Annotated in this window: 25 protein-coding genes and 1 tRNA gene; 2 read left to right on the top strand and 24 right to left on the bottom strand. The window is 69.0% G+C overall.

The genetic code is table 11. The annotated features are described in order from the left end of the window. Positions 1-92 precede the first annotated feature (92 nt). Entirely contained in the window at positions 93-692 is a 600-nt protein-coding gene (locus tag F4561_RS22240; protein WP_184581288.1) for a cob(I)yrinic acid a,c-diamide adenosyltransferase, read from the top strand. Positions 693-1,336: 644 nt separating this feature from the next. Here the strand turns inward: F4561_RS22240 and F4561_RS22245 are convergent. The 24 genes from F4561_RS22245 to F4561_RS22360 all read right to left on the bottom strand — a co-directional run bounded on the left by F4561_RS22245 (position 1,337) and on the right by F4561_RS22360 (position 25,308). Next, positions 1,337-1,630: an MTH1187 family thiamine-binding protein gene (locus F4561_RS22245; protein WP_184581289.1), complete on the bottom strand. Its 294-nt coding sequence runs from the start codon at positions 1,628-1,630 to the stop codon at positions 1,337-1,339. A gap of 469 nt (positions 1,631-2,099) precedes the next feature. Beyond that, on the bottom strand, positions 2,100-2,573 hold the full coding sequence (locus F4561_RS22250) for a DUF2550 domain-containing protein (protein ID WP_246437911.1): 474 nt from the start codon (positions 2,571-2,573) through the stop codon (positions 2,100-2,102). Between the two features lie 38 nt (positions 2,574-2,611). After that, a complete protein-coding gene (locus tag F4561_RS32780; RefSeq protein ID WP_184581290.1) occupies positions 2,612-3,022 on the bottom strand; it encodes a F0F1 ATP synthase subunit epsilon in 411 nt (136 codons plus the stop codon). 71 nt (positions 3,023-3,093) lie between these two features. After that, positions 3,094-4,536 (bottom strand): F0F1 ATP synthase subunit beta, encoded by a 1,443-nt coding sequence (atpD, locus tag F4561_RS22260; protein ID WP_184581291.1) that lies wholly within the window; start codon positions 4,534-4,536, stop codon positions 3,094-3,096. 5 nt (positions 4,537-4,541) lie between these two features. Next, entirely contained in the window at positions 4,542-5,453 is a 912-nt protein-coding gene (locus F4561_RS22265) for a F0F1 ATP synthase subunit gamma (RefSeq protein WP_184581292.1), read from the bottom strand. A 3-nt stretch (positions 5,454-5,456) separates the two neighbouring features. Further along, positions 5,457-7,100, bottom strand: coding sequence for a F0F1 ATP synthase subunit alpha (gene atpA, locus F4561_RS22270; RefSeq protein WP_184581293.1), 1,644 nt, complete (start codon positions 7,098-7,100; stop codon positions 5,457-5,459). A gap of 77 nt (positions 7,101-7,177) precedes the next feature. After that, positions 7,178-7,987: a F0F1 ATP synthase subunit delta gene (locus tag F4561_RS22275; RefSeq protein ID WP_184581294.1), complete on the bottom strand. Its 810-nt coding sequence runs from the start codon at positions 7,985-7,987 to the stop codon at positions 7,178-7,180. Next, the gene (gene atpF / locus F4561_RS22280) at positions 7,987-8,520 is read right to left on the bottom strand and encodes a F0F1 ATP synthase subunit B (protein ID WP_184581295.1); all 534 of its coding nucleotides are present in this window, start codon (positions 8,518-8,520) and stop codon (positions 7,987-7,989) included. The genes F4561_RS22275 and atpF overlap by 1 nt, the downstream gene beginning before the upstream one ends. 38 nt (positions 8,521-8,558) lie before the next feature. Next, on the bottom strand, positions 8,559-8,768 hold the full coding sequence (atpE, locus tag F4561_RS22285; protein ID WP_184581296.1) for an ATP synthase F0 subunit C: 210 nt from the start codon (positions 8,766-8,768) through the stop codon (positions 8,559-8,561). An 87-nt stretch (positions 8,769-8,855) separates the two neighbouring features. Continuing rightward, the gene (gene atpB / locus F4561_RS22290) at positions 8,856-9,710 is read right to left on the bottom strand and encodes a F0F1 ATP synthase subunit A (RefSeq protein WP_312885449.1); all 855 of its coding nucleotides are present in this window, start codon (positions 9,708-9,710) and stop codon (positions 8,856-8,858) included. A gap of 85 nt (positions 9,711-9,795) precedes the next feature. After that, positions 9,796-10,020 carry a hypothetical protein gene (locus F4561_RS22295; RefSeq protein WP_184581297.1) on the bottom strand — a complete coding sequence of 75 codons (225 nt, stop codon included), beginning with the start codon at positions 10,018-10,020 and terminating at the stop codon, positions 9,796-9,798. Between the two features lie 60 nt (positions 10,021-10,080). Beyond that, positions 10,081-10,530: a Cg1360 family ATP-synthase-associated protein gene (locus F4561_RS22300; protein ID WP_184581298.1), complete on the bottom strand. Its 450-nt coding sequence runs from the start codon at positions 10,528-10,530 to the stop codon at positions 10,081-10,083. Positions 10,531-10,769: 239 nt separating this feature from the next. After that, positions 10,770-11,924, bottom strand: a complete 1,155-nt coding sequence (locus tag F4561_RS22305; RefSeq protein ID WP_184581299.1) for a glycosyltransferase family 4 protein — start codon at positions 11,922-11,924, stop codon at positions 10,770-10,772. Positions 11,925-12,100: 176 nt separating this feature from the next. Continuing rightward, complete coding sequence (locus tag F4561_RS22310) at positions 12,101-12,898, bottom strand: L-threonylcarbamoyladenylate synthase (protein WP_184581300.1); 798 nt, start codon at positions 12,896-12,898, stop codon at positions 12,101-12,103. After that, positions 12,895-13,788, bottom strand: a complete 894-nt coding sequence (prmC, locus tag F4561_RS22315; protein ID WP_184581301.1) for a peptide chain release factor N(5)-glutamine methyltransferase — start codon at positions 13,786-13,788, stop codon at positions 12,895-12,897. The genes F4561_RS22310 and prmC overlap by 4 nt, the downstream gene beginning before the upstream one ends. Further along, positions 13,785-14,852 (bottom strand): peptide chain release factor 1, encoded by a 1,068-nt coding sequence (prfA, locus tag F4561_RS22320; RefSeq protein ID WP_184581302.1) that lies wholly within the window; start codon positions 14,850-14,852, stop codon positions 13,785-13,787. Before prfA ends, prmC begins: the two co-directional genes overlap by 4 nt. 134 nt (positions 14,853-14,986) lie before the next feature. Continuing rightward, the gene (gene rpmE, locus F4561_RS22325; protein ID WP_184581303.1) at positions 14,987-15,196 is read right to left on the bottom strand and encodes a 50S ribosomal protein L31; all 210 of its coding nucleotides are present in this window, start codon (positions 15,194-15,196) and stop codon (positions 14,987-14,989) included. Positions 15,197-15,694: 498 nt separating this feature from the next. Further along, the gene (gene rho, locus F4561_RS22330) at positions 15,695-17,740 is read right to left on the bottom strand and encodes a transcription termination factor Rho (RefSeq protein ID WP_184581304.1); all 2,046 of its coding nucleotides are present in this window, start codon (positions 17,738-17,740) and stop codon (positions 15,695-15,697) included. A gap of 408 nt (positions 17,741-18,148) precedes the next feature. Further along, positions 18,149-19,138, bottom strand: a complete 990-nt coding sequence (gene thrB, locus F4561_RS22335; RefSeq protein ID WP_184581305.1) for a homoserine kinase — start codon at positions 19,136-19,138, stop codon at positions 18,149-18,151. Positions 19,139-19,195: 57 nt separating this feature from the next. After that, on the bottom strand, positions 19,196-20,254 hold the full coding sequence (thrC, locus tag F4561_RS22340) for a threonine synthase (RefSeq protein WP_184584014.1): 1,059 nt from the start codon (positions 20,252-20,254) through the stop codon (positions 19,196-19,198). A gap of 247 nt (positions 20,255-20,501) precedes the next feature. Beyond that, on the bottom strand, positions 20,502-21,797 hold the full coding sequence (locus F4561_RS22345; protein ID WP_184581306.1) for a homoserine dehydrogenase: 1,296 nt from the start codon (positions 21,795-21,797) through the stop codon (positions 20,502-20,504). 77 nt (positions 21,798-21,874) lie between these two features. Continuing rightward, complete coding sequence (gene lysA, locus F4561_RS22350) at positions 21,875-23,266, bottom strand: diaminopimelate decarboxylase (protein ID WP_184581307.1); 1,392 nt, start codon at positions 23,264-23,266, stop codon at positions 21,875-21,877. 206 nt (positions 23,267-23,472) lie between these two features. Further along, on the bottom strand, positions 23,473-24,849 hold the full coding sequence (locus F4561_RS22355; RefSeq protein WP_184581308.1) for a DALR anticodon-binding domain-containing protein: 1,377 nt from the start codon (positions 24,847-24,849) through the stop codon (positions 23,473-23,475). Positions 24,850-24,876: 27 nt separating this feature from the next. Further along, positions 24,877-25,308 carry a response regulator transcription factor gene (locus tag F4561_RS22360; protein WP_312885450.1) on the bottom strand — a complete coding sequence of 144 codons (432 nt, stop codon included), beginning with the start codon at positions 25,306-25,308 and terminating at the stop codon, positions 24,877-24,879. Between the two features lie 107 nt (positions 25,309-25,415). On the opposite strand from F4561_RS22360, the gene F4561_RS22365 reads away from it, so the two are divergent. Beyond that, positions 25,416-25,487: transfer RNA gene (locus tag F4561_RS22365), tRNA-Arg, on the top strand. Positions 25,488-25,669 lie beyond the last annotated feature (182 nt).

Consider the following 25,669-nt stretch of genomic DNA (forward strand, 5'->3'; position numbering starts at 1 on the left):
GACCCAACGGTTATGGAACGTGCTCGCCCCGACGCTCAGCGTGCGCATCGCGCGAGAACCCCGGCCCAGGTCCGCCCGTCTAGAGTTGGGGCATGACCAAACGCGAGACCGACACTCCGGTTGTGCTGTCGAAGATCTACACCCGCGCGGGCGACGCCGGCGAGACCGCGCTGGGAGACATGAGCCGGACCACCAAGACCGACTCCCGGCTCGCCGCGTACGCCGACGTGGAGGAGGCCAACGCCGCCATCGGGACCGCGCTCGCGTTCGGCGAGCGGATCCCCGACGACATCCGGGCCCTGCTCTCCCGGGTGCAGAACGAGCTTTTCGACCTCGGGGCAGACCTGTCAACACCGGTGGCGCCCAACCCGGAATATCCCCCGCTGCGTGTCGAGTCCGACTACATCGACCGCCTTGAGGACGCCTGCGACACCCACAACACGGACCTGCCGAAACTGCGCAGCTTCATCCTGCCCGGCGGCTCGCCCGTGGTGGCCCTGATGCACACCGCCCGCGTCGTCACGCGGCGAGCCGAGCGCAGCACCTGGCTGGCGATCGAGGAACACGGCGACACCGTCAACCCGCTGACAGCGAAGTACCTCAACCGGCTTTCCGACCTGCTGTTCATCCTGTGCCGGGTGCTCGGCCGGGACGGCACCGAAGTCCTCTGGAAGCCCGGCGGCGAGCGCTGAGCAGTGTTTTTTGGGCTCGCTGCCGCTCGCCTGGGTCGGGCGCCCCGAAGCCGGGAACCTTCGGGCACCTCCGGTGCGGCACCCAGTCAGCTTCGCCGGTCACGGCCACCACACCTGCGGACCCTCCAGAACCCCGGCGGCACCCGACCTGCTTTTTGGGCTCGCTGCCGCTCGCCTGGGTCGGGCGCCCCGAAGCCGGGAACCTTCGGGCACCTCCGGTGCGGCACCCAATCGGCTTCGCCGGTCACGGCCACCACACCTGCGGACCCTCCAGAACCCCGGCGGCCCCCGACCTGCTTTTTGGGCTCGCTGCCGCTCGCCTGGGTCGGGCGCCCCGAAGCCGGGAACCTTCGGGCACCTCCGGTGCGGCACCCAATCGGCTTCGCCGGTCACGGCCACCACACCTGCGGACCCTCCAGAACCCCGGCGGCCCCCGACCTGCTTTTTGGGCTCGCTGCCGCTCGCCTGGGTCGGGCGCCCCGAAGCCGGGAACCTTCGGGCACCTCCGGTGCGGCACCCAATCGGCTTCGCCGGTCACGGCCACCACACCTGCGGACCCTCCAGAACCCCGGCGGCCCCCGACCTGCTTTTTGGGCTCGCTGCCGCTCGCCTGGGTCGGGCGCCCCGCGCGGACGGCCGTGTGCCTACCCCTCCAGCTCGCGTTCGACGGCCTCGACCTTGCTGGTCAGCCCGTCCTCGACGTCCTCGCGAATATCCGCCTTCAGGGTGAGGCTGACCCGTCCAGCCCCTTCTCCGGCGGCCTCCACGGCGCGTCGGACGACGTCCATGACCTCGTCCCACTCGCCTTCGATGGTGGTGAACATCGCGTCGGTACGGTTCGGCAGTCCGCTCTCGCGCACCACACGCACGGCGCGGGCCACGGCCGGCGCTACGGACTCACCCGCCCCCATGGGGCTCACAGAAAATGCCACGATCATGGGGCGATTATCGCCGATCGCGCGCATTCTGTCCGTTCCCGCGCCGTTCGAGGCTCGGTGTTCTCGGTGTGTCGCGGCGTGCGCCTGGAGCCGCGGTCGCAATCACCCGGTACTGGCGGCCAGTGGTCGCGCGCCCAACGAGAGCAGCGAAGGCGGGTGGATGGGTCAGCCCTCGATCATCGGTACGGGTGCCCGATGGTGGCGCGTGTAACGGGGGCGGCGAAGGCCGGTGCTGGGGTCCAGTGGGGGTGTCTGTGGTGTCGTTCTCGGTGCTGGGCCGCGCCGAGACTGTCTGTGGGGCCGGTCTCGGCGCCGAATCTGTCCGCACGGTCGGTTTCGGTGCGGCGTGAGCCCTCACGCGCCCGCTATGTCCGGATTGTGAGCGGCCTGGGCGCCGATCTTGAGGATTCCGTCCCTTTGTGGCGTGATGAAGGAACGGAATCCTCAAGATCGGCGACGGAGTGCCCGGTCAGGGCTGCCAGGTGGTGCCCCCTGGAGGCATCGACTCCAGCCAGGACAGGAACCCGGTGAGCGCGCCCTCGGTCATCGCGATCTCGTAGACCGGGTCCTTGGGGTCGGACCCGTCGGACGCTATCCATCCCACCTCGACCACCACCAGGTCAGAGGTGAGTTCCGCGAGGTCCGCGGAGGTTGGGAAGCGGCGGCTCATAACAACGAGGCCGCGGCGCGGCAGCTTCGCTGCCGGCCGCGGCCACAGTGAGAACACGCGGTACCACCGCAACTCGTCGGTGCCGTAGCGGCCGAAACCCATGCGCCACGGCCGCCGGTCCCCGCTCCCGTATCGCAGATAGCACTCGACGCCGCCCCCCTCACGCTCCAGGAGGTACCTGCGCATGGTGACGGCCACCAGAGCCAGCAGGGCGATCGTGAGCAGGGCGAAGAACAGCCATTCGGCGATCTGGAACCATGTCGCGCTGGACAGCTACTCCCCCACTCTCGTAGTCCCTGGCGGGTTTTAGGTCATACGTCCTCGCCCGCGGCCCGCAGCCGGCTGCGGGCGCGTTCGGCGCGCTCGGACTGCTCGCGCGCCTCCTCGCTGTTGGCGGCGGAACTGGACTCCGACTCCCGAAGGGCCGCCTTGGCCCGCTCGATGTCGATGTCCTCGGAGAGTTCGGCGGTCTCGGCCAGGATAGAGACCCGCTCGTCGGCCACGGAGATGAACCCCCCGTGCGCCGCGGCGCGGACCTCACCGGTCTCCCGCGCACCGAGGACCCGGACCACGGCGCCCTCGGCGAGCGTTCCCAGCACCGGAACGTGCCCGGGCTGGATACCGATCTCCCCGTCCGCCGTCTTCGCGACGACCATGTCGCCCTCGCCCGCCCACAGCTCGCGCTCGGGCGAGACGATCTCGACGGAAAGCTTCTTCGACACTGCCACAGACTCCTTAGGCTCGCAGGCCGTCCGGCCAGAGTGGGCACCTTGGTGCCCACTCCGCGCACGAACTAGCCCTGCAGCGTCTTGGCCTTCTCGACGGCCATCTCGATGTTGCCGACGTCCAGGAACGCCTGCTCGGGCAGGTGGTCGTACTCGCCCTCGCAGAGGCCCTTGAAGGAGGCGATGGTCTCCTCCAGCGGGACGAACACACCCGGGTTGCCGGTGAACTTCTCGGCAACGAACATATTCTGCGACAGGAAACGCTCCAGGCGCCGCGCCCGGTTCACGATGATCTTGTCCTCCTCGGACAGCTCATCGATACCGAGGATGGCGATCTGGTCCTGCAGCTCGTTGTTGCGCTGCAGGATCTCCTTCACCCGCTGGGCGACCTGGTAGTGCTCCTCGCCCACGTACTGCGGGTCGAGGATGCGCGAGGTCGAGGTGAGCGGGTCGACCGCCGGGTAGATGCCCTTCTGCGAGATCGGCCGGGAAAGCTCGGTGGTGGCGTCCAGGTGGGCGAACGTGGTCGCCGGAGCCGGGTCGGTGTAGTCGTCCGCGGGCACGTAGATCGCCTGCATCGAGGTGATCGAGTTACCGCGGGTCGAGGTGATCCGCTCCTGGAGCTGGCCCATCTCGTCGGCCAGGTTCGGCTGGTAGCCCACCGCCGAGGGCATACGCCCGAGCAGCGTGGAAACTTCCTGGCCGGCCTGGGTGAACCGGAAGATGTTGTCGATGAAGAGCAGCACGTCCTGGTTCTGCACGTCGCGGAAGTACTCCGCCATCGTCAGCGCGGACAGCGCGACACGCAGCCGGGTCCCCGGGGGCTCGTCCATCTGGCCGAAGACGAGCGCGGTGTCGGGGAGCACCTCCATCTCCTCCATCTCAAGGAAGAGGTCGGTGCCCTCACGGGTCCGCTCACCCACACCCGCGAAGACGGAGACACCGCCGAAGTTGCGGGCGATACGGGTGATCATCTCCTGGATCAGGACGGTCTTGCCAACCCCGGCACCCCCGAACAGGCCGACCTTGCCGCCCCGCACGTACGGGGTGAGCAGGTCGATGATCTTGATGCCGGTGACCATCATCTCGGTCTTCGACTCCAGCTGGTCGAAGGCCGGAGCGGACCGGTGGATCGGCCAGCGTTCCTGGACCTCCAGCTCGGAGGACTTGACGTCCATCGACTCGCCCAGCGCGTTGAACACGTGGCCCTTGACGACGTCGCCAACCGGAACACTGATCGGCTCGCCGGTGTCGCGGACCTCGTTGCCCCGGGGCAGCCCGTCCTGCGGCTGCAGGCAGATCGCGCGGATCAGGTTGTCGCCGAGGTGCTGGGCAACCTCCAGCGTCAGCGTCTTGGTCTCTCCACCGATGACCACATCGGTCTTCAGTGCGTTGTAGATGCCCGGCAGCGAGTCGACGGGGAACTCCACGTCGACGACCGGACCGGTAACCCGGGCGACTCGCCCGGTGCCCGTGCCCGGGGCTGCCGTCTCTTCAGCAGTCGCAGTCACTTTCCTCACTCCCCGCTGGCAGCAGCAAGGGCGTCGGCTCCGCCGACGATCTCGCTGATCTCGCTGGTGATCTCCGCCTGACGGGCCTGGTTGGCCTGGCGGGTCAGGTTCTGGACAAGCTCCTCGGCGTTGTCGGTCGCGGCCTTCATCGCGTTGCGACGGGAGGCCCACTGGGACGCCGCCGAATCAAGGAGCGCAAAATAGATCCGGTTCGTCACGTACTGCGGAAGCAGTTGGTCCAGGACTTCCTCGGCCGACGGCTCGAACTCGTAGAGGGGAAGGGCGCCGCCATGCGCCGCCTCCAGTTCCTCGCCATCCACTTCCTGGACTTCCAGGGGCAGCATGCGGTTGGATGACGCCCGCTGCGTGAGCATCGAGACGAACTCGGTGGAGACGACGTGCAGCTCGTCCACCCCGCCATCGTCGGCGTCCTGCGTGAACCGGCTGATCAGGGCGTCCCCGATCTCCTTGGCGTCCTTGTAGGCGGGACGCTCGGTGACGCCCTCCCAGGTCTCCTCCAGGGAGCGCCGGCGGAACTGGTAGTAGTTGACCCCCTTGCGGCCCACCACGTAGAGCACCACCTCCTTGCCCTGCTCGTTCAGCAGGGCGGTGAGGGACTCCGCCTCCTTGATGGCGTTCGGGGTGAAGGCGCCGGCCAGTCCCTTGTCGCTGGTGACCACCAGGATGGCGGCCCGGGTCGGCTTCTCCGGCTCCACGAGCAGGGGGTGCTCGGACACCCGCGCCGCCAGGGCGGAGACGGCCCGGGTGATCTCCCGTGAATAGGGCCCAGCCGCCTGGGCCGCCCGCTGCGCCCTGGTGATGCGGGTGGTGGCGATGAGCTCCATCGCCCGGGTGATCTTCGCCATCGACTTCGTCGAGCGGATCCTCCGGCGATAGACGCGAAGCTGTGCTCCCATGGTCTACTTCCCGGCGCCCTTGGCGACCTTGATGGTTTCCTGGCCGACCTTCTCCTCCTCCAGCGACTCGGCCTCCTCCTCGTTGCCGAGGAGCGTGCCCGAGCTGGTCTGGAAGCCCTGCTTGAAGGTCGTGATGGCGTCCTTGAGCGCGTCCGCGGTCTCGTCCTCGAACTTGCCGCTCTCGCGGATGTTCTCCAGGACACCGGAGTGCTCGCGGCCGAGGTACTCCAGGAAGTCGGACTCGAACCTGCTGACGTCCTCAACGGGCACGTCGTCGAACTGGCCGTTGGTGCCGGCCCAGATCGATACGACCTCCTGCTCCATCGGGAACGGGGAGTACTGGCCCTGCTTCAGCATCTCCATCAGCCGCTCGCCGCGTTGCAACTGGGCCTTGGAGACGTCGTCCAGGTCGGAGCCGAAGGCGGCGAACGCCTCCAGTTCGCGGTACTGGGCCAGGCCCAGCCGCAGTGAACCGGTGACCTTCCGAATCGCCTTCGTCTGCGCGGAACCGCCGACACGGGAGACCGACACACCGACGTTGATCGCCGGCCGCTGGCCCTTGTTGAACAGGTCGGACTCCAGGAAGACCTGGCCGTCGGTGATCGAGATGACGTTGGTCGGGATGTAGGCGGAGACGTCGTTCGCCTTGGTCTCGATGAGCGGGAGCCCGGTCATCGACCCGGCGCCCATGTCGTCGGACAGCTTCGCGCAACGCTCCAGCAGCCGGGAGTGCAGGTAGAAGACGTCACCGGGGTAGGCCTCGCGGCCCGGCGGGCGGCGCAGCAGCAGCGACACCGAGCGGTACGCCTCGGCCTGCTTGGTCAGGTCGTCGAACACGATGAGGACGTGCTTGCCGCCGTACATCCAGTGCTGGCCGATGGCCGAACCGGTGTAGGCGGAGATGTACTTGAAGCCCGCCGGGTCCGAGGCCGGAGCGGCGACGATGGTGGTGTAGTCCATCGCGCCGGCTTCCTCCAGCGCGCCCCGCACACCGGCGATGGTCGAGCCCTTCTGGCCGATCGCCACGTAGATGCAGTACACCTGCTTCTCGGGGTCGCCGGACTCCCAGTTCGTCTTCTGGTTGATGATCGTGTCGATACCGATAGCGGTCTTACCGGTCTGCCGGTCGCCGATGATCAACTGGCGCTGACCGCGGCCGATCGGTGTCATGGAGTCGATCGCCTTGATACCGGTCTGCATCGGCTCACCCACCGGCTGGCGCTGCATCACCGAGGGGGCCTGCGTCTCAAGGTCCCGGCGCTCGGTGGTCTCGATCTCGCCCTTGCCGTCGATCGGGCGGCCCAGGGGGTCGACGACCCGGCCCAGGAAGTTGTCGCCGACCGGCACCGAGAGAACCTGACCGGTGCGGCGCACCGTCTGGCCCTCCTCGATGTGGGTGAAGTCACCCAGAACAACGGCGCCGATCTCGCCGATCTCCAGGTTCTGGGCCAAGCCCTGCGTACCGTCTTCGAATTCCAGCAGTTCGTTCGCCATCGCCGAGGGGAGACCGCTGACGCGCGCGATGCCGTCACCGGAATAGGTGACGGTTCCGATCTCTTCGCGTGCCGCGGCGTCGGGCTCGTACGACTGGACGAAGCGCTGCAGCGCGTTCCGGATCTCGTCCGGCCGGATCGTCAGCTCCGCCATCTCACGTATGTCCTTGCTCTCGGGTGGCGCCGTACTTTCCTGGCGCCGTGCGTCTTGCCTTGCGTGAAAAGGTCACGTCAGCCGGCCAGGCGGCGCCGGACCTCAGAGAGTCGTCCGGCGACCGTGCCGTCGATGACTTCGTCACCCACGCGGATGGAGAGCCCACCCACGATCTCCGGGGCGATTTCGATGTTCAGGTGGATACTCCGGCCGTACGCGCGGCTCAGCTCATCCTGCAGCCGAGCCTGCTGGTTCTCGCTCAGCGGGACGGCCGTGCGCACCACCGCGACGTAACGTTGCGCTCGCTCGGCGACAAGCTGCCCGAAGTGTTCCAGCCCCTGCTCCAGGGTACGTCCGCGTGGACGTGTTACAGCCTCCGTGACCAGCCGAAGCGTGGCCGAGTTGACCTTCCCCGACAGCAGGTTCTCCACCAGGGTCCGCTTATGCGAGGCGGCGACGCCCTCCATCGCGAGCGAAGCGCGAAGCTCGGGATTCGCGGCGACGACGCGCCCGAACCGGAAGATCTCGTCCTCCAGCTCGTTGAGCCGCTGCTCGTCCTCGGCCACGGCCACCGTCGCGTACGCGGCGACCCGCTCGACGGCGTTGACCATGTCGCGGCCCGTCGACCACCGGGACCGGACGATGTCGCTGACCACGAGGACCGTGGCCGGTGACACCTTCGACTCCAGCAGCTCACCCATCAGCCCGGACTTCTGGTCACCTTCGTTGGCCGGGTCGGCCAACCACCGGCGCAGCGAGTGCTCCTCCGCCAGGATGGAGACGACCTCGAACAGCTCGTGCCCGAGTGTGGCGGCGTTCGCCGATGGCAGAATCGCGTCGAAACGCCGCACCACCTCGTCGAGAGACGCCCGACTGATACCACGCATCAGCGCACCTCAGTCTGCGAATCGCTCTGCTCCAGCTCGTCCAGGAACCGGTCGATGACCCGGTTCTGGGCCGCGCTGTCGCTGAGTGTCTCGCCCACGATGCGTTCCGCCAAGTCGGCGGAGAGCGACCCGATCTCGGATCGGAGCTGCGCGAGCGCGTGCTGGCGGTCGGCCTCGATCTGGGCGTGTGCCGCGTCGATCACCCGCCGCGCCTCGACCTGGGCCTCCTCGCGCGCCTCCGCGATGATGGCGGCGCGCTGCTCCTTGGCCTTCTCCAGCTCCTGCGCGTACTGCCGGTGCGCTTCCTCGATCTTCTCGCGGTACTGCTGGCGGATCTCCTCGGCCTCGGCCTCGGCCTTCTGCGCCCGCTCGATGCCGCCCTCGATCTGGTTGGCACGCTCGTCCAGCGCCGAAGTGAGCTTCGGCCACATCCTGGCCATAAAGACGACCAGGACGATCAGGGCGATAAGGCCAAAGATGAACTCGTCCCAGTGGAAGGCCAGGGGATTGTGTTGCTCGGCTGCCAAGATCATGGCCGAAATCCCTTCGCGTTGTTAACCATGCGCCTATCTCAGAGGACGAAGGCGAGAACCAGACCGATCAGGGCGAGCACCTCGGTGAGGGCGAACCCGATCAGCATCTGGCCCTGCAGCATGCCGCGGGCCTCGGGCTGGCGGGCGATGGCCTGCACACCGAGACCGAAGATGAGGCCCACACCGATACCGGGGCCGATGGCGGCGAGGCCGTATCCGATGAGGTTGAGGTTGCCTTCGATGTCCATTGATTATCCCTTTGCTAGAACGGTTCGACGGGCGGTAACCGCCGAATCGGCCGACGTGAACGTACGAGCCAGGACCGGAAAACGTCGCTAGTGCGCGCCCTCCAGGGCCTCACCGAGGTAACTGGAGGCCAGCATGATGAACACGTAGGCCTGCAGCGCCATGATGAACAGCTCGAATCCCGTGAAGACGATAAAGGCGACGAGCGCTATCCCCGAGTAGCCCACGGAGAGAACACTGAGGAATCCCCCGGCGCCCAGATTGAGCATGTACCAGCCGCCGACGGCGAACACCGCCAGCAGCAGGTGGCCGGAGAGCATCGCGGCGAACGGCCGCAGCGCGTGGGTCACCGGCCTGGCGATGAAGTTCTGGGCGATCTCGATCGGAACGAGCAGCGGAAGGATCCACTTGGGCGCACCACCCGGAACGACCCGGGCCACGAAGTGTCCGGCGACACCGTGCCTCTTGATCCCGATCGCGTTCCACATAACGTAGACGTAGACCGCGAGCGCGGCAGGAAAGGCGATATGGCTGGTCACCGGAAGTTGGAGACCGGGAATTATGCCCATGACGTTCATCGAGAAAAGGAACAGAAAGAGGGTCACCATCAGGGGGAGGTACTTGTCGCCCTCTTTGCCCATCTGCTGCCGGGTCACCTGGTCCCGGATGAACGTGACCAGCATTTCCGCGACACTCTGCAGGCGCCCCGGAACGACGGCGGACTTGCGGGTGGTGATGTACCAGAAACCCATCACCAGCAGGACCGACACCACCAGCAGCAGCGTGTACTTCGTGATTCCCGCGGTGAGCGGAAGACCGAATTCCAAAATCGGATCCGGGAAGAAGGCCTCGACCCCGGGCGCTACTTCTTCGAAACCGCAGTTGTTATCGCCGAAGAGGTGGCAGTCCTCGCCCGCCGCGGCATGAATCGCCTCATCACTCACGGCGAATCCTTTCGTCGTGACACAACATCGAACCTCGTCATGGTGTTGGTGGCCCCGCAGCGGGGCAGGACGCCACAGTGGACGATCAGGACCGGACGTACCGGACGTAGATCAGATAGACGGAACCGACCGCGCCCAGCACGAGTCCAATCGGCAGGAACAACCCCTCGTACCCGAGCGCCCAATCGGCCAGCCAGCCGAGCCCGCCCCAGGCCGCGAGCCCGCCCAGCAGGATCGCGACGAGCGATGTCGGGTCGGGCTGGGACTCGTGATCGTCGTGACCGCGGTCGCCGTCGTGGCGAACGTTCATCTCGCTCCGGAACGTAACAGGTGGTCTGGCGGGCGAGCACACTGCCCTGCCCCAACGCGCTCACGACCGCCGCCCTGCCGGGGCGGACCGCGCGGCGCTCTCCGGCTCGGCGGAGTCCGTCTCCTCGATGATAGGGCGCCGGTCGGTGGCCATGGCGCGCATGTGCGCACCGACCCAGACGAGTGAGCCGGTGATCGCGGTCGCTCCGAACGCCATCCGGTCGAACCCGCCGACATCGCGCAACACGGCCAGCAGCACGCCGAGCAGCACGATCTTCAGTACATAGCTCGCCATGGCCGCCGGGAACATCAGATGCGGACCGACCCGGCCCGCCCAGCTCACCACGACGAAGCTGACCGCGAAGAAGGCGACAACAAGGAGAGTGCCGACAAGGGCTCCGATGAGCCCCGGTACGCCCTTCATCGCGAACGCGACGACCATGGCGATCGACCCGACGATGGCTGTGGGAATCGCGGCGCCACGGAAAACCCGGGCGTCGTGTTCCTGCATGTGTGGACTCCGACTGGAATGTTCAGTGGGGTGCTTGCTCGTGAAAGCTATCACAAGGCACTTGGCACCCTGTCCGGGGTGGGTGGTTTACCGTCACTTTAGCTTGCCGGAGCGCCCGCTCCGCACGCGTTCCGCGCACGATGTCAGGTGCGTCACGTTACGGCAACAGTGCACATAAGACCGTGCCCGTCAGGCGACCAAGCGTGTCCCGCTGCCCCGAAGACCGTTGCCCCACCGGTTCATCCGTTGGTCGACGAACTGTGATCTACCGCCGCGTCAGCTTTCGCTCTCCGGGCCAGTCGCCTGCGGCGCAGCCGGGGCAGGGTGATAAGGCCAACGGCGCAGGCCGCCACGAGGATCGTCACGGTCAGCACCATGAGCGGTGCGTTGAACACCGTCAACGAGACCGACGCGAACGCGATGATCGCCGCCCACAGGTACATCAGCAGCACGGCGCGCGCGTGCGAGTGCCCGAGCTCCAGCAGCCGGTGGTGCAGGTGCTTCTTGTCCGGGGCGAACGGTGACTTGCCGGCCATCGTGCGGCGCAGCACCGCGAGCACCAGGTCGGCGAGCGGTAGCGCCACCACGAGCAGCGGCAGCAGCACCGGGAGGAACACGACCAGGGCCCCTGCGTTGAACTCGCGGGCGGCGTTGGCGTCGAACTGGCCGGTCACGGTGATCGTGATCGAGGTGAGCAGCAGGCCGAGCAGCATCGACCCGGTGTCGCCCATGAAGACACGTGCCGGGTTGAAGTTGTGGATCAGGAAGCCGACACACACGCCCGCGAGGATGATGGCGATCATCGCCGGGTAGGACTGCCGCTCGAACCCCTGGTCGATCGCTGCGACGTAGTAGTAGGCGAAGAAGGCGAAGGCGGAGATCGCCACGATTCCCGCCGCGAGGCCGTCCAGGCCGTCGGCGAAGTTCACCGCGTTGATGGTGACGACGATCAGCAGCACCGATATGACGGCCCCGAGCCACGGCCCCAACGAGAGCTGGGTACCGGGCAGTGGCAGCCACAGCAGCTGCACGCCCTTCCAGACCAGGATTCCGGCGGCGGCGGTCTGCCCGGCCAGCTTGCTGACCGGGTCCATCCCCCACCGGTCGTCGACAACCCCGATGACGGTGATGAGCCCACCCGCCAGCAGCAGCCCCTGCCAGGTGTCGGCGACGAAGACCTCCTGCAGGTGCGGCAGTTGCGCCGAGATCAGCAGAGCGGCCGCGAATCCGCCGTAGATCGCGATGCCCCCCATGCGCGGGACGGGCTCGGTGTGCACGTCGCGCTCCCGCACCGGCGGTACCGCGCCCATCGTGATCGCGGCACGCCGCACGAAGGGGGTCAGCAGGTACGTGACCGCCACGGCGATGATGAAGGTGAGCGCGTACTCACGCACGGCGTTGCAAGGGTCCTTTCACACGAGCGGAGTGCCGGCCGATGGCACGCCGCCAGCAACGGTTCGTCGACGCTTCGAACCTAACACTGGACCGGCCCCGGAGGAGCCCTCTCACCGGCTTCCGACCCAGCGCCCGGCCGGCTGTGCGACCAGGGCCGCTCCGCCGGGCCGCGCGCCTACTCCCGCGAGGGGTCCGCGGCGGCGGCCCCGTCCCGGGGCGCGTCGCCGTTGCCCGCCGCATCGCCGTTCTCCGCCGCGGCGCCGGGGTCCTCGGATTCCGGCTCCGGGGAGTCGGAACCCGCACCGGAGTCGCGCGGCGCGCGGCGCTTGGGCTCACCCAGCACCGTCCCGCAGACCTCGCGCAGCCGTTCGATCGGGATGCCCCCGGCGCGCAGCAGGCGCGGGACCGCGTACGTCAGGTCGACGATGGTGGAAGGGATATCGGACTCGCACGGGCCGCCGTCGAGATAGACCGCCACGGACTCGCCGAGCTGGCCGGCCGCGTCCTCGGCGGTCGTCGCGGGCGGCTGCCCGTGGACGTTCGCGCTGCTGACCGCCGTGGGACCGACCTCCTTGAGCAGGTCCAGGGCGACCGGCTGCAACGGCATCCGCACCGCCACGGTCCCCTTGGTGTCGCCGAGATCCCAGGACAGGCTCGGTGTCGCCGCGCAGACGACGGTCAACGGCCCCGGCCAGAACTCGTCGACCAGGTCGCGGCCGTGCCGGCCGAAGTCCTCGACCAGGGCCTGCGCTGCCCGCACCGAGCCCACGAGCACCGGCGGCGGCATGTCGCGCCCGCGCCCCTTGGCCTTGAGCAGCCCCGCGACCGCCCCGGGGTTGAACGCGTCCGTCCCGATCCCGTAGACGGTGTCGGTCGGCAGTACCACCAGTTCGCCGCGGCGCACGGCTGAGGCGGCGTCGGCGATCCCCTCCTTGCGGCGCGCGTCGTCAGCGCAGTCGTAACTGCGGCTCACGTGCGGTCACCCCTCTCCCAATGTCCCGGAACCCAGTCGTCGGCCCTGCGCATGACCACGAATCGGTCGCGATGAGCCAGGTCCTTGCGGTTGCGGACGTCGTGCCACCCGAGCTCCTCGGGGAAGAGGCGGGGAATGTCGATCCCCTGGCCGTCCCCGTGCTCGATCGCCATGACCCCGTCGGGCCGCACGAGCCGCCGGCCCACCTGTTCCAGCTCGCGGATCATGTCCAGGCCGTCCCGGCCCGACCACAGCGCCGGGGCGGGGTCGTGGTTGCGCACTTCGGGCGGGATCCGCGCCGCGTCGTCGGTGGGTACGTAGGGCGGGTTGCTGATCAGCAGGTCGACGCGGCCGGCCAGGTCCGGAAGGGCGGTCCGCATGTCCGCCAGATGCACGGTCACCCGGTCGGCGTGTCCGCTGGCATCAAGGTTGCGCTTGGCCCACGCCAGCGCCTCAGGATCGCTCTCGACCGCGTGCACGCGGGAGCGCGGCACCTCCTGGGCGATGGATATGGCGATGGCGCCCGTTCCCGTGCCGAGATCCACCACCAACGGGTCGGCGACGTCCATGGCACGGAGCGTGTCGATCGCCCAGTCCACCATGATCTCGGTTTCCGGGCGCGGCACGAAGACCCCCGGTCCGACCCGCAGCTCCAGGTACCGGAAGTAGGCGCGCCCGGTGATGTGCTGCAGCGGCTCCCGCGCGGCCCGCCGGGCCACGCACTCCCAGTACAGGGCGTCGAAGTCGGAGTCGACCACGTTGTGCAACTCTCCTCGACGAACGCCGTGCACGAACGCCGCGAGTTCCTCGGCGTCGGTGCGAGGCGAGGGTACGCCCGCCTCCGCGAGCCGTAGCGTGGCCCGCGCGACCTCGTCGAGCAGGAAGTTCATGACTGCGCCTGCTCCAGCCTTTCCTTGGTGTCGGAGTCGATGAGCGCCTGCAGCACGGACCCGAGCTCCCCTTCGAGAACCTGGTCCAGGTTGTAGGCCTTGTAGCCGACACGGTGGTCGGAGATCCGGTTCTCCGGGAAATTGTAGGTACGGACGCGCTCGGAGCGGTCGACGGTGCGCACCTGGCTCTTGCGCTCGGCCTCGGCCTCAGCGTCCGCGCTGGCCTGGGCCTCGGCGTACAGCCGGGCGCGCAGGATCCGCATGGCCTGCTCCTTGTTCTGCAACTGGCTCTTCTCGTTCTGGCACGAGACGACGATCCCAGAGGGCTGGTGGGTGATCCGCACGGCGGAGTCGGTGGTGTTGACGCTCTGCCCGCCCGGCCCCGAGGAGCGGTAGACGTCGATGCGCAGGTCGTTGTCGTTGATCTGCACCTCGACCTCCTCGGCCTCGGGCACCACGAGCACGCCCGCCGCCGAGGTGTGGATGCGGCCCTGCGACTCGGTGACCGGGACACGCTGCACCCGGTGCACCCCGCCCTCGAACTTGAGCTGCGGCCACACGCCCTGCCCGGGCTCGGGGGTCCCCTTGTTCTTGAAGGAGATCGTGATGTCCTTGTAGCCGCCCAGGTCAGACTCGGTCGAGTGGATGACCTCGGTCTTCCAGCCCTGGCGCTCGGCGTAGCGCAGGTACATGCGGACGAGATCGCTGGCGAACAGCGCCGACTCCTCGCCGCCCTCACCCGCCTTGACCTCCATGATCACGTCTTTCTCGTCCGCGGGGTCACGCGGGATGAGCAGGTAGTGCAGCCGCTCGGTGAGCTGCTCGCGCTCCGTGGCGAGCTGCGCGGCCTCCTCGGCGAACGCGGAGTCCTCGCTGGCGAGCTCCCGGGCCGCCTCCATGTCGCTCTCGACCTGCTTGAGCTGCCGGTACGCCGAGATGATCGGGGTGAGCTGGGAGTACCGGCGGCCGAGCCGGCGGGCCTGGGACTGGTCAGCGTGCACGTCGGGGTCTGCGAGCTGCTGCTCAAGCTCGTAGTACTCGCCCAGTAGATCGTCCAGCTTCACGTCTTGCCCGCCCCCATCGAATGCGTGGTGATAACTCGCCTGCGCCCGGCATGTCAAACCTACTGCCGCGGCGCCGGCCGCGTACGCCGCAGCCAGGGCAGCGGTACGCGTCCGGCGCCGCGAATGGGAGGGTGCTACCTGCGCTTGCCGAACCGCTTCTCGAAGCGGGCGACCCGGCCGCCGCTGTCCAGGATCTTCTGCTTCCCGGTGTAGAACGGGTGGCAGGCGGAGCAGACGTCGGCACGGATCCCGCCGGTTCCGACGGTGCTGTGCGTGGTGAAACTGTTCCCGCAGGTACAGGTCACATGGGTCTCGACGTACTCCGGGTGGATGTCGGCTTTCACGTGGCTCTCCTCGCTCATGGCGGGCGCCGGACGCATGTCAGTGGATGGAGCGCGCGTTGGATGTCCCCGCGGTGAGTGGAGACGCGGAGGAAGTACGTGACATGCGCGAACCGGTCCCGCGGCGGTCGATGTGTCCGGATCACTGCCGGCTTGGCAGGGCGGCCCCTCCGCTACCAGTCTGCCAGACCTTCAACCAGGAACCGACCAGCGCGTATTCCCGGCGGACCCGCTCAACCGTCCCGGCCGCGCCCGGTTCCCTCAACCTGTTCGGCGGGGTGGCCGGTGGGGGTCGGGTCGGGAGCCGGCTGGCACCGAAGGAACCCCGGCCCGGCAGCGGACGAGGCATAAACAATGGTGCGGCCCTCCCTACACGGGAGGGCCGCACCATGAGAATAAACGCTGGCGCGGCGCCTGACCAGGACCGTACGGCGAGAATTCGCGCACCGCCGCACATACCCGCCGCGCACGAGGGCGCAACAGGGGCTGCCGTCCGGGCACTCAGCTCTCGTTCTGCCCCACGGTGGTCTTCTGCACCTGCAGCAGGAACTCCGGGTTGCTCTTGGTGTCCTTCATCCTCTCCAGGAGCAGTTCGAGCGCCTGCTGGGCGTCCAACGCGTGCAGCACACGGCGGAGCTTCCAGATGATGTTGAGCTCCTCGCCCGCCATCAGGATCTCCTCCTTGCGGGTGCTGGACGCGACGACGTCGACAGCGGGGAAGATCCGCTTGTCGGCGAGCTGCCGGTTAAGCTTCAGCTCCATGTTGCCGGTGCCCTTGAACTCCTCGAAGATCACCTCGTCCATCCGCGAACCGGTCTCGACCAGCGCGGTGGCCAGGATCGTCAGGGAGCCACCGTTCTCGATGTTGCGGGCCGCGCCGAAGAAGCGCTTCGGCGGGTAGAGCGCGGTGGAGTCGACACCGCCGGAGAGAATGCGCCCGCTCGCCGGCGCGGCGAGGTTGTAGGCGCGTCCCAGCCGGGTGATGGAGTCGAGCAGCACGACGACGTCGATGCCCATCTCCACCAGCCGCTTCGCCCGCTCGATCGCGAGCTCGGCGACCGTGGTGTGGTCCTCGGCCGGCCGGTCGAAGGTGGAGTTGATGACCTCCCCCTTGACCGTGCGCTGCATGTCGGTGACCTCCTCGGGCCGCTCGTCGACGAGGACGACCATGAGGTGGCATTCGGGGTTGTTCTCGGTGATCGCGTTGGCGATCGACTGCAGCACCATCGTCTTACCGGCCTTCGGCGGCGAGACGATCAGACCGCGCTGGCCCTTGCCGATCGGAGAAACAAGGTCGATGATTCGCGTGGTCAGCACGCCGGGGTCGGTCTCCAGCCGCAGCCGGTCCTGCGGGTAGAGCGGAATCAGCTTGGAGAACTCCGCGCGGCCGCGCGCCTGGTCCGGCGCCATGCCGTTGATGGTGTCCAGCCGGACGAGCGCGTTGAACTTCTCGCGGCGCTCACCCTCGCGCGGCTGGCGCACCGCTCCCGTGATCGCGTCCCCCTTGCGCAGGCCGTTCTTGCGAACCTGGGCCAGCGAGACATAGACATCGTTGGAGCCCGGCAGGTAGCCGGTGGTGCGCACGAACGCGTAGTTGTCCAGGATGTCCAGGATTCCGGCGACCGGCAGCAGGACATCGTCGTCGTTGACCACCGGCTCGTTCTCCTGTTGACGGTCGCGCCCGCGGCGGTCGCGGCGGTCGCGCCGGCGTCCGCGGCGGCGCCCGCCGGCGGAGTCGTCGTCGCCGCGGCCGCTCTGGCTACCGCCGCCCTGGCCGCCGCCCTGCTGACCGCCGTCCTGCGACTGGCTGGTGTCGGCGCCGTCTTCGCGGTTGTTGCGGTTGCGGCGGTTGCGCTGGCGGTCGCGTCCGCTGCCCTGGCCGGACTGGCCATTCTGGGACTCGGAGCCACTCTTTTGGGGGGTGTTGGATGTCTTGGTCACGCTACTCGCGGAATTAGAGGAGTCACTGCCATCCGACGGCTGGTTCTGGTCACCGGAGTCGTCGCTGCGCTTGCGGGATGTCCGGCGGGTCCGAGCGGACTTCTCAGATTGCTCGACCTGCCCCGTTGCCTTCTCGCCCTTTACGGCGGTGGCGCCGGACCCGGCAGCGTCCTGCTCCGCTTCACCTTCCTTGGCTCTGCTCGCGGACGCGCCCGCGTTGCCGGCCTGGTGGCCAGACCGGGGAGCTGCGGCCGCGTCGTCGTCGGTTCCGCCGACCGTACCCTCTTCGGCCTGCGTCGCAGACGCGTTCGAGGAATTCGTTCCTTGCGGGGCGGACACAGGGCCGCCCTGCTTGGCTTCGATAGCGGCGATGATGTCGTTCTTGCGCATCCGCCCCGTACCCGTGATACCGAGACTCGATGCCAGTCGCTGAAGCTCGGTCAGCTTCAACGCCGACAGCCCGGTTCCTCCGGAGCGGCGCCTCGACCGCGTGGACGCGTTCGTGTCTGATGGGGATGCCGGGTCGCCGGCTTCCGCACCGGACACGGTTGGCTCATTCTGCGCGTTGACCGCCGCGTCCGTGTGGAGTTCGGTGGTGTCGCTCACTAAGGGTCCTTCCCAAGGAGCGGGCCGCAGCCGTTATCGTCTCTTGAACGGCCGGCCCGGTGGTGCGAACCGGCGGGGGCCGGGTCGGGCTTGCCCCATGCGGTATTGGGAACCGAGGTCCCTACCCAATTGCCGCAGACTCTGGGCACAACCGGACATAGGGGCGATGAGCTCGGTAGTGCTGCCCGCGAACCGTCCTTCCACTCTCACTGGACGCGAAAGCGACGTCGGTGGGATCGGCGGAACAACAGGCACGCCGCGAACTCGACACAGTGGCAACCGTGCACACCGCTCGCTCGGCCAACGCCAAAAGCGAGGAGGACGCGGAAAACACTGTGGCGGATGAGCACGCGCCCCGCGATGGGGCATCTGGTGCTTCACTCAGCCTAACACCACCGGAGCCCACAGCTATTCCTCGACACAGGTCAATGAACGGGGAGAACTGATCCACACCCCTGCCGGATCGATTTTTATGGGGCGTATGTGCCATCTCGTACCCGCTGGCTCCCCCATTGAATCAACCCGGTTGCGACTGATTCGGCCAGCGTCGCCGGTCCGCCCCTGTTCGTCGGGGGATCGCCCCAGAACGAGGACCGTGGGACCGGCACCCGAGATGACGGCGGGCAGACCATCCCGCTCGCGCAGTTCGCGGAGCAGTCTATCGCTGGCCGGCATCGCCGGTTCACGATAAGTCTGGTGCAACTGGTCGGCTGTGGCCTCCAGCAACAGCTCCGGGTGGCCGGTTATGGCCGCCACCAGGAGCGCGGCACGCCCCGCGGTGAACGCGGCGGCGCCGTGCGCCACTTTCTCGGGCAGCAGGCCGCGCGCGGTCTCGGTGGACAGCCGCTCCTCGGGTACGCACACGACGGGCAGGACCCGCGGCGACGGCGCCAGGGACAGCGCGCGCCACGCGTCCTCGGTGCGCCAGGCGACGGTGAACCCCCCGTAGACGCACGGAGCGACATTGTCGGGGTGGCCCTCGATCCGAGCGGCCGCCTCGAAGATCTGGTCGCGGTCCCGCGGACCGCCCTCCGCGCTCTCCTGGCCTAGGAGCACCCGCGCCGCGGTCACCCCGGCCACGATGGCTGACGCCGAGGAACCCAGGCCGCGACCGTGCGGGACGCGGTTTGTGCACTCCACATCGACTCCGGGCAGCGTCTTGCCCGCCGCCTCGAAGGTGTCGCGCATCGCCCGGACGACCAGGTGTGTGCCGTCGCGCGGCAGCTCGTCGGCGCCCTCACCGTCGATCCGCACCGCAACGCGGTCGTCGCCGCGTACGGCGACCTCGACTTCGTCGTACAGCTCCAGAGCGAGGCCGAGCGCGTCGAACCCCGGTCCGAGGTTGGCGCTGGTCGCGGGCGTACGAACCCGCACCCTCGTGGGGCTCGGTTGGGGCATGGGGTGACTCCGCGGTTTTCGGGGTTGGGTGGGCGGCACCCGCCCACGGGCCGGAGGTCAGGCCAGGCCGAGGGCGGTGGCCGCGGAGTGCGCGTCCACTGGCACGGTCGTGGCCGACGACGCGCCGGCCAACGCCCAGTCCGGGTCCTTGAGGCCGTTTCCGGTCACCGTGCAGACGACGCGCTGGCCGCGCTCGATCTGGCCGCTCGTTACGGCCTGCATCAGGCCCGCGACGCTCGCCGCCGAGGCCAGTTCCACGAACACGCCCTCCTGCGCCGCGAGCATCCGGTACGCCGCGAGGATCTGGCGGTCGGTCACCGAAGTGATACTGCCGCCGGACTCGTCGCGGGCGTGTTCGGCATAGGTCCAGGAGGCGGGATTGCCGATCCGGATCGCCGTGGCGATGGTGCGCGGCTGCGCCACGGGCCCGCCGTTGACGATCGGGGCGGCACCGCTGGCCTGAAAACCGAACATGCGCGGGGACCGGGTGGCGACGCCGTCCTCGGCGTACTCCTTGTACCCCATCCAGTACGCGCTGATGTTGCCGGCGTTGCCAACGGGCAGGCAGTGCACGTCGGGGGCGTCGCCCAACGCGTCGACGACCTCGAAGGACGCTGTCTTCTGGCCCTGGATCCGGTACGGGTTGACCGAGTTCACCAGCCCCACCGGGTAGTCGATGGAGAGCTTGCGGGCCAGTTCGAGGCAGTCGTCGAAGTTCCCCTCGACCTGAAGCAGCTTGGCGCCATGCACCAGCGCCTGGGCCAGTTTGCCCATGGCGATCTTGCCCTGCGGGACGAGCACAGCGCAGGTCATGTCCGCGCGTACCGCGTAGGCCGCGGCGCTCGCGCTGGTGTTGCCGGTCGAGGCGCAGATGACCGCCTTCGCGCCCTCCTCGGCGGCCTTGGAGATCGCCATGGTCATGCCGCGGTCCTTGAAGGAGCCGGTGGGGTTGAGCCCCTCGACCTTGAGGAACACCTCGCACCCCGTGAACTCCGAGACGCGCCTCGCAAAGACCAGCGGCGTTCCGCCCTCGCACAGGGTGACGACCGGAGTGTTCGCGGTGAGAGGCAGGCGGTCGCGATATTCCTCGACGACACCCCGCCACGCCCGTGCCATGCTCACGACAGGGCCCTTTCGGATGGTGTGGATACGACTTCTTTGAACGGCCGCGCGACGAGGACGGCGCACTCGTCCGGAACGGCGCCAGCGATACAGGGCTGGACGGCCGGCTCGCACACACCCGGCCATCCGGTCACAGCCTTGAGTCTACGACCACGTCGGCGCCGCCCGAGACGCTACTCGACCATTTTCCGCAGGTGGCGCCGAAGGTTCGCTTCGCCGAGTGTGCCCCCGGCGCCCGCCCTCAGTTGCCCTCGAACGCCTCAACCCGCATGACGCTGGCCACCGACCGGACCATATCCAGGGCGCGCAACTGCTCGACGGTCGCCGTCAGGGCGGAGTCGGGCGCCTGGTGACTGACCAGAACCAGTTGCGCGTCCTCGCCGTGCCCCTCCTGCCGGACGTTCTTGATCGAGACACCGTTGCCGGCGAACACCTCGGCGACGCGCGCCAGCACGCCCGGGCGGTCGGCGACGTCCAGCGCCACGTGGTAGCGGGTGACCGTCTGCCCCACCTCGTGGACGGGCAACCCGGTGTCGTGTCCGCCCTCGCCCACCGACGTGGCGGCCAGCCGGTTGCGCGCGACCGCCACCAGGTCGCCGAGGATCGCACTCGCGGTCGGCGTGCCGCCGGCCCCGGCGCCGTAGAACATCAGCTTCCCGGCGGACTCGGCCTCCACGAACACCGCATTGTAGGCCTCGTTGACCGTGGCCAGCGGGTGCTCGCGCGGCAGCATGACCGGGTGCACGCGCACCCCGATCGAGTCGCCGGCCTCGGAGCGCTGGCAGATGGCGAGCATCTTCACCACGCACCCCATGGCTTTGGCGCTCGCGATGTCGCCCGCTGAGACATCGGTGATGCCCTCGCGGTGCACGTCGGCCGCTGTGACGCGTTGGGTGTGGAACGCCAGGCGGGCCAGGATCGCGGCCTTGGCGGCGGCGTCGAAACCCTCGACGTCGGCCGTCGGGTCGGCCTCGGCGTAGCCCAGCGACTGGGCCTCCTCCAGTGACTCCGCGAAACCCGCGCCCTGGGTGTCCATCCGGTCCAGGATGAAGTTCGTGGTGCCGTTGACGATGCCGAGCACCCGATGCACGCGGTCGCCGGCGAGCGAGTCGCGCAACGGTCGGAGCAGCGGGATCGCCCCCGCGACGGACGCCTCGTAGTAGACGTCCACGCCGGTCTCACGCGCCGCCGCGTGGATCGTGGCCCCATCCTCGGCCAGCAGCGCCTTGTTCGCCGTGACCACCGACTTGCCGGACTTGACCGCTGCCAGGATCAGCGAACGCGCGGGCTCGATGCCGCCGATGACCTCGACCACCAGGTCGATGTCGGGACGCGTCACCAGGCTCATGGCGTCAGTGGTGAACAGCTCCGGGGCGAGCCCCGTGCCTCGGGTGCGCCCGAGGCGGCGCACCGCGATCCCTCCGATCTCCAGGGAAGTTCCAATGCGCGCGGAAAGCTCCGTCGACTGCTCGTTGACCAGCCGCACCACTTCGGCGCCCACAACGCCGCAGCCGAGCAGCGCCACCTTCATCGCCATAAGGGGGTGACTCCCACTTCTCTCCGTCGTGAAAAATCCGTACCGTCGCGGACCTGCGAGACCAGGGCCTGGCGCGTTCAGCCTACGTCCAGGCGAAGCAGGTCCTCTTCGGTCTCCCTGCGCATCAGGGTGCGGGCGGAACCGTCGCGCACCGCGACCAGGGCCGGACGCGGCACATGGTTGTAGTTGCTGGCCATGGAATAGCAGTAGGCGCCCGTGGCCGCCACCGCCACCAGGTCGCCGGGACGTACGTCCGCGGGCAGGTACAGGTCGTGCACGATGACGTCACCGCTCTCGCAGTGCTTGCCCACCAACCGCGACAGCATGGGCTCGGCTGTGCTCTCCCGCGACGCCAGGACGCAGGTGTACTCCGAGCCGTAGAGCGCGGTGCGGATGTTGTCGCTCATCCCGCCGTCGACGCTGACGTAGGTGCGGATTCCCTCGACGTCCTTGACCGTGCCCACCCGGTACAGCGTGATTCCGCCCGGCCCGGAAACGGCGCGCCCCGGCTCGACGGCCACACGCGGGACCGGCACCCCGGCGGACGCGCATTCGCGCCGAACGATCCCGAGCAGGCTCTCGGCGATGCTCTTGGGCTCCAGCGGGTCGTCCCCGGCGACGTAGGCGATACCCAGCCCGCCCCCGAGGTCGAGCTCGGCCAGCGTGATCCCCAGCTCGCTGTGGATCCGGGCGAGGAACCCGGTGACCCGGCGCGCGGCGACCTCGAACCCGGCAGTGTCGAAGATCTGCGAGCCGATGTGGGAGTGCAGGCCGACGAGCGCGATGTGCCGGGCCGCGCGCACCCGGCGCACGGCCTCCATGGCGGCCCCCGTACTCAGGGCGAAGCCGAACTTCTGGTCGTCGTGCGCGGTGGCCACGAACTCGTGGGTGTGCGCCTCGACCCCGGTGGTGACCCGGACAAGCACCTCGGGGACGCGCTCGCGTTCGGCCGCCAGCCGTTCCAGGCGCTCGATCTCGTCGAACGAGTCGACGATGATCCGCCCGACCCCGACATCGAGCGCGCGGGCCAGTTCCTCCTCGGACTTGTTGTTGCCGTGCATGCCGATCCACTCCGGCGGGAAGCCGGCCGCCAGCGCCACCGAGAGCTCACCCCCGCTGCAGACGTCGAGCTTGAGGCCCTCCTCGCGCACCCACCGTGCGACCGCCTTGGTCAGCAGCGCCTTACCCGCGTAGTAGACATCGGCCTCGGCGTCGCTGAAGGCATCGCGGAAGCCGCGCGCACGGGCGCGGAAGTCCTGCTCGTCCAGGACGAAGAGGGGTGTCTGGTGCGCGGCGGCGAGGGCGCCGACACCGACGCCGCCGACCGTGACCTCGCCGTCGACCCGGGTGGCCGTGCCGGGCCAGACCCGTGGATCGAGCTCGGTCAGGTCGTGCGGCGGGCGCGGCGGATTCTCCTCGGGCAGCACCTCCGCGTGGCGGGGCCCGGCGGGGTGGGCGTAACGGCTCATGGCTGGCACTCTCGGCTGGTCGATGGTTGTGGCGTCGGCTGTTCGGCGGCACGCCGGGGGAGGGCACCCCTGGTTCGGCAGGACCGCACGGTCAGACCCCCGCAGCGCGCGGGCCTACGTTCACGTTCGACGGTGCGGACAGGCCCCTGCGCGGACCCCTGGTTCCGGCACCTGGAAGGCATGCGCAGCGGGGATGCCCCGGACAGCTAGAGCCTTGTGGGCGCGGGCACACCGAGCAGGGACAACCCCGTCCTGAGGACACCGGCCACGGCGGCGCACAGCTCCAACCGCGCCATGACAACCTCCCCACGTGCGGCATCGGTCGCCACTGAGGTGGGGACGGCGGTGCACGACTCCCGCCAATCATGGTACGCAGTGGCGACACCCTCCAGGTATCGCACGAGGATATGTGGTTGACGCCGCCCGGCCGCGGCCGACAACACACCGGGCCCGTCGAAGAGGCACCCGGCAAGCGCGGCCGCGAGCGGCTCGTCGAGAGCGGCGACCGCGTCATCCGCGAGCGCACCGCCCCGAGCACCGGCGCCGCTCCCAACCTCCGCCACCGCACGGGACGGGACGAACCCGAGATCCGCCGCCCACGCCCGGGTACGGACGGCGTGGGCGTGCGCGTAGCGGACCGCGAACCCCGGGTTCGCGGCGGTGTGCCGCTCCCAGTTCCCCGGTTCCTCGGCCGTGGGCAGCGCGGGCAGCCCGGGCCCTGTCAGCTCGCCCGCGCGCGGGTGCTCAGGGGCCGACCTGCAGAACGCGAACCGCGCGCTCGCCTCACCGAGCACGGCGAGCAACCGTGCGGCGTCGCTCTCCCCAGGGGGCTCGTCGAGGTAGGGGTCGCGCCATGTCACCTCGGTCACCTCGTCCGCCGCACGACCAGAAGAGCCCCAAGATGGCGGCGGGCCGCTGTAGTAGCGCGGGCCAGCGGACCCGCCGGGACCAGCGGCCCCGGCACGGCCGGGCGCCCCCGGCCCAGTCCGCCGGGCAACGCCACCAGACGCCTCCGCTGGCGTTTCAGAGGGCCGGGCGCCCGAGTCGTCGGCACCGTCAGCGCCCGCAGCCAGGACCATTCTGCGCCGGGCGTCCTCGCGTGCCCATTCCCGCGCCCGGACGACCGTCTCCGCGGCGTGCAGCGGAGTCAGGGCCCACGCGGCCGCCGCGCGACCGCCACGATCGGCCGGGGCGGGCCGGTACCCCATGAGATAGTTCGCGCCACACGCCGCGCGCACCAGGGAAACCCGGGCGCGGGGGGTCAGTGTGACGTTGACGAAGCCTCGCCCTTCGGCGGCAGCGCTCACCACGTGCGGGCTCAACCGGAGTTCCGCGGCGATGTCCGCGGCCAGCGCCTCGGCCGGGAGCCCAACGGCACCCGCGATCCGGAGGGCGAGCGCGCTGGCGTAGTCTCCCCGCGTACCGGACGGGGGCCGGCGCGGTTCGGCGGCGGGAACGCTCGCCAACGACGTCCTTGTGGCGGCTGCCGCCGCGGAACGCAGCAGGTCGTCAAGCCACCACGGCGTCGCACCACCGTCGATCGGCGGCTCGCGGCGGGGCTCTTGCCTGCTGTCTGCCTGCATGGCGCCCCGCATTCGGTTCCGTGTGCCCTACCCCGCGGCGGCCGTGGGTCCTTCCCCTTCACCGCACGCCATCTCCGCCCGGTCGAGTCCCGCGAGATCGCGCACCACGCGAATGAGCTCGGTCGGGTCGAAGGGTTTGGTCACGTACGCGTCCACCCCGACGTCGCCCCCGCGCCTGAGATCATCCCCCTGCGCCCGCGCGGTGATGAGGACCACTTTCACGGAGCAGGTCTCCTCGTCCTCCCGAAGCCGGAGGGCCGTACCCCAGCCGTCCAGCCGCGGCATCATGACATCGAGCGTGATCACATCCGGCGCGACCTCGACCACGCGTTCCAGGCACTCCTGCCCGTCAACGGCAGTATGCACCTCGAAGCCTTCAAGCTGCAGGTTGACGGCGATCAGTTGCCGGATCACCTCATCGTCGTCAACCACCAGTACCCGTGCCAGCGCTTCACCCACGGCCGCGAGACTAACTGCCGGGCCCCATCCGGCGCTGGACAATCGCAGAACCGCCAAAAACTGTGCACGCCACCCCGTGACCCCTGCTAAGGTTAAAGACGCGCAGCGCCCCCTTAGCTCAGGGGATAGAGCAACGGCCTCCGGAGCCGTGTGCGGAGGTTCGAATCCTCCAGGGGGCACCCAGCAGCGAGCACCACGAACCCGGTTGACCAGGCGATCCGCCCGGCACCGGGTTTTTTCATGGGTGCAGCCTGATGCCACGTGGAGTCACCGGTTGCCAGGGTTCCCGGAATATACGCGGAACGGGTCACGGCCGGATTCTCCCAGGTCACACGCAAGAAGCCCCGGCCTATGGCCGAGG

Origin of the sequence: Lipingzhangella halophila, from assembly GCF_014203805.1 — a bacterium.
Taxonomy (GTDB): domain Bacteria; phylum Actinomycetota; class Actinomycetes; order Streptosporangiales; family Streptosporangiaceae; genus Lipingzhangella; species Lipingzhangella halophila.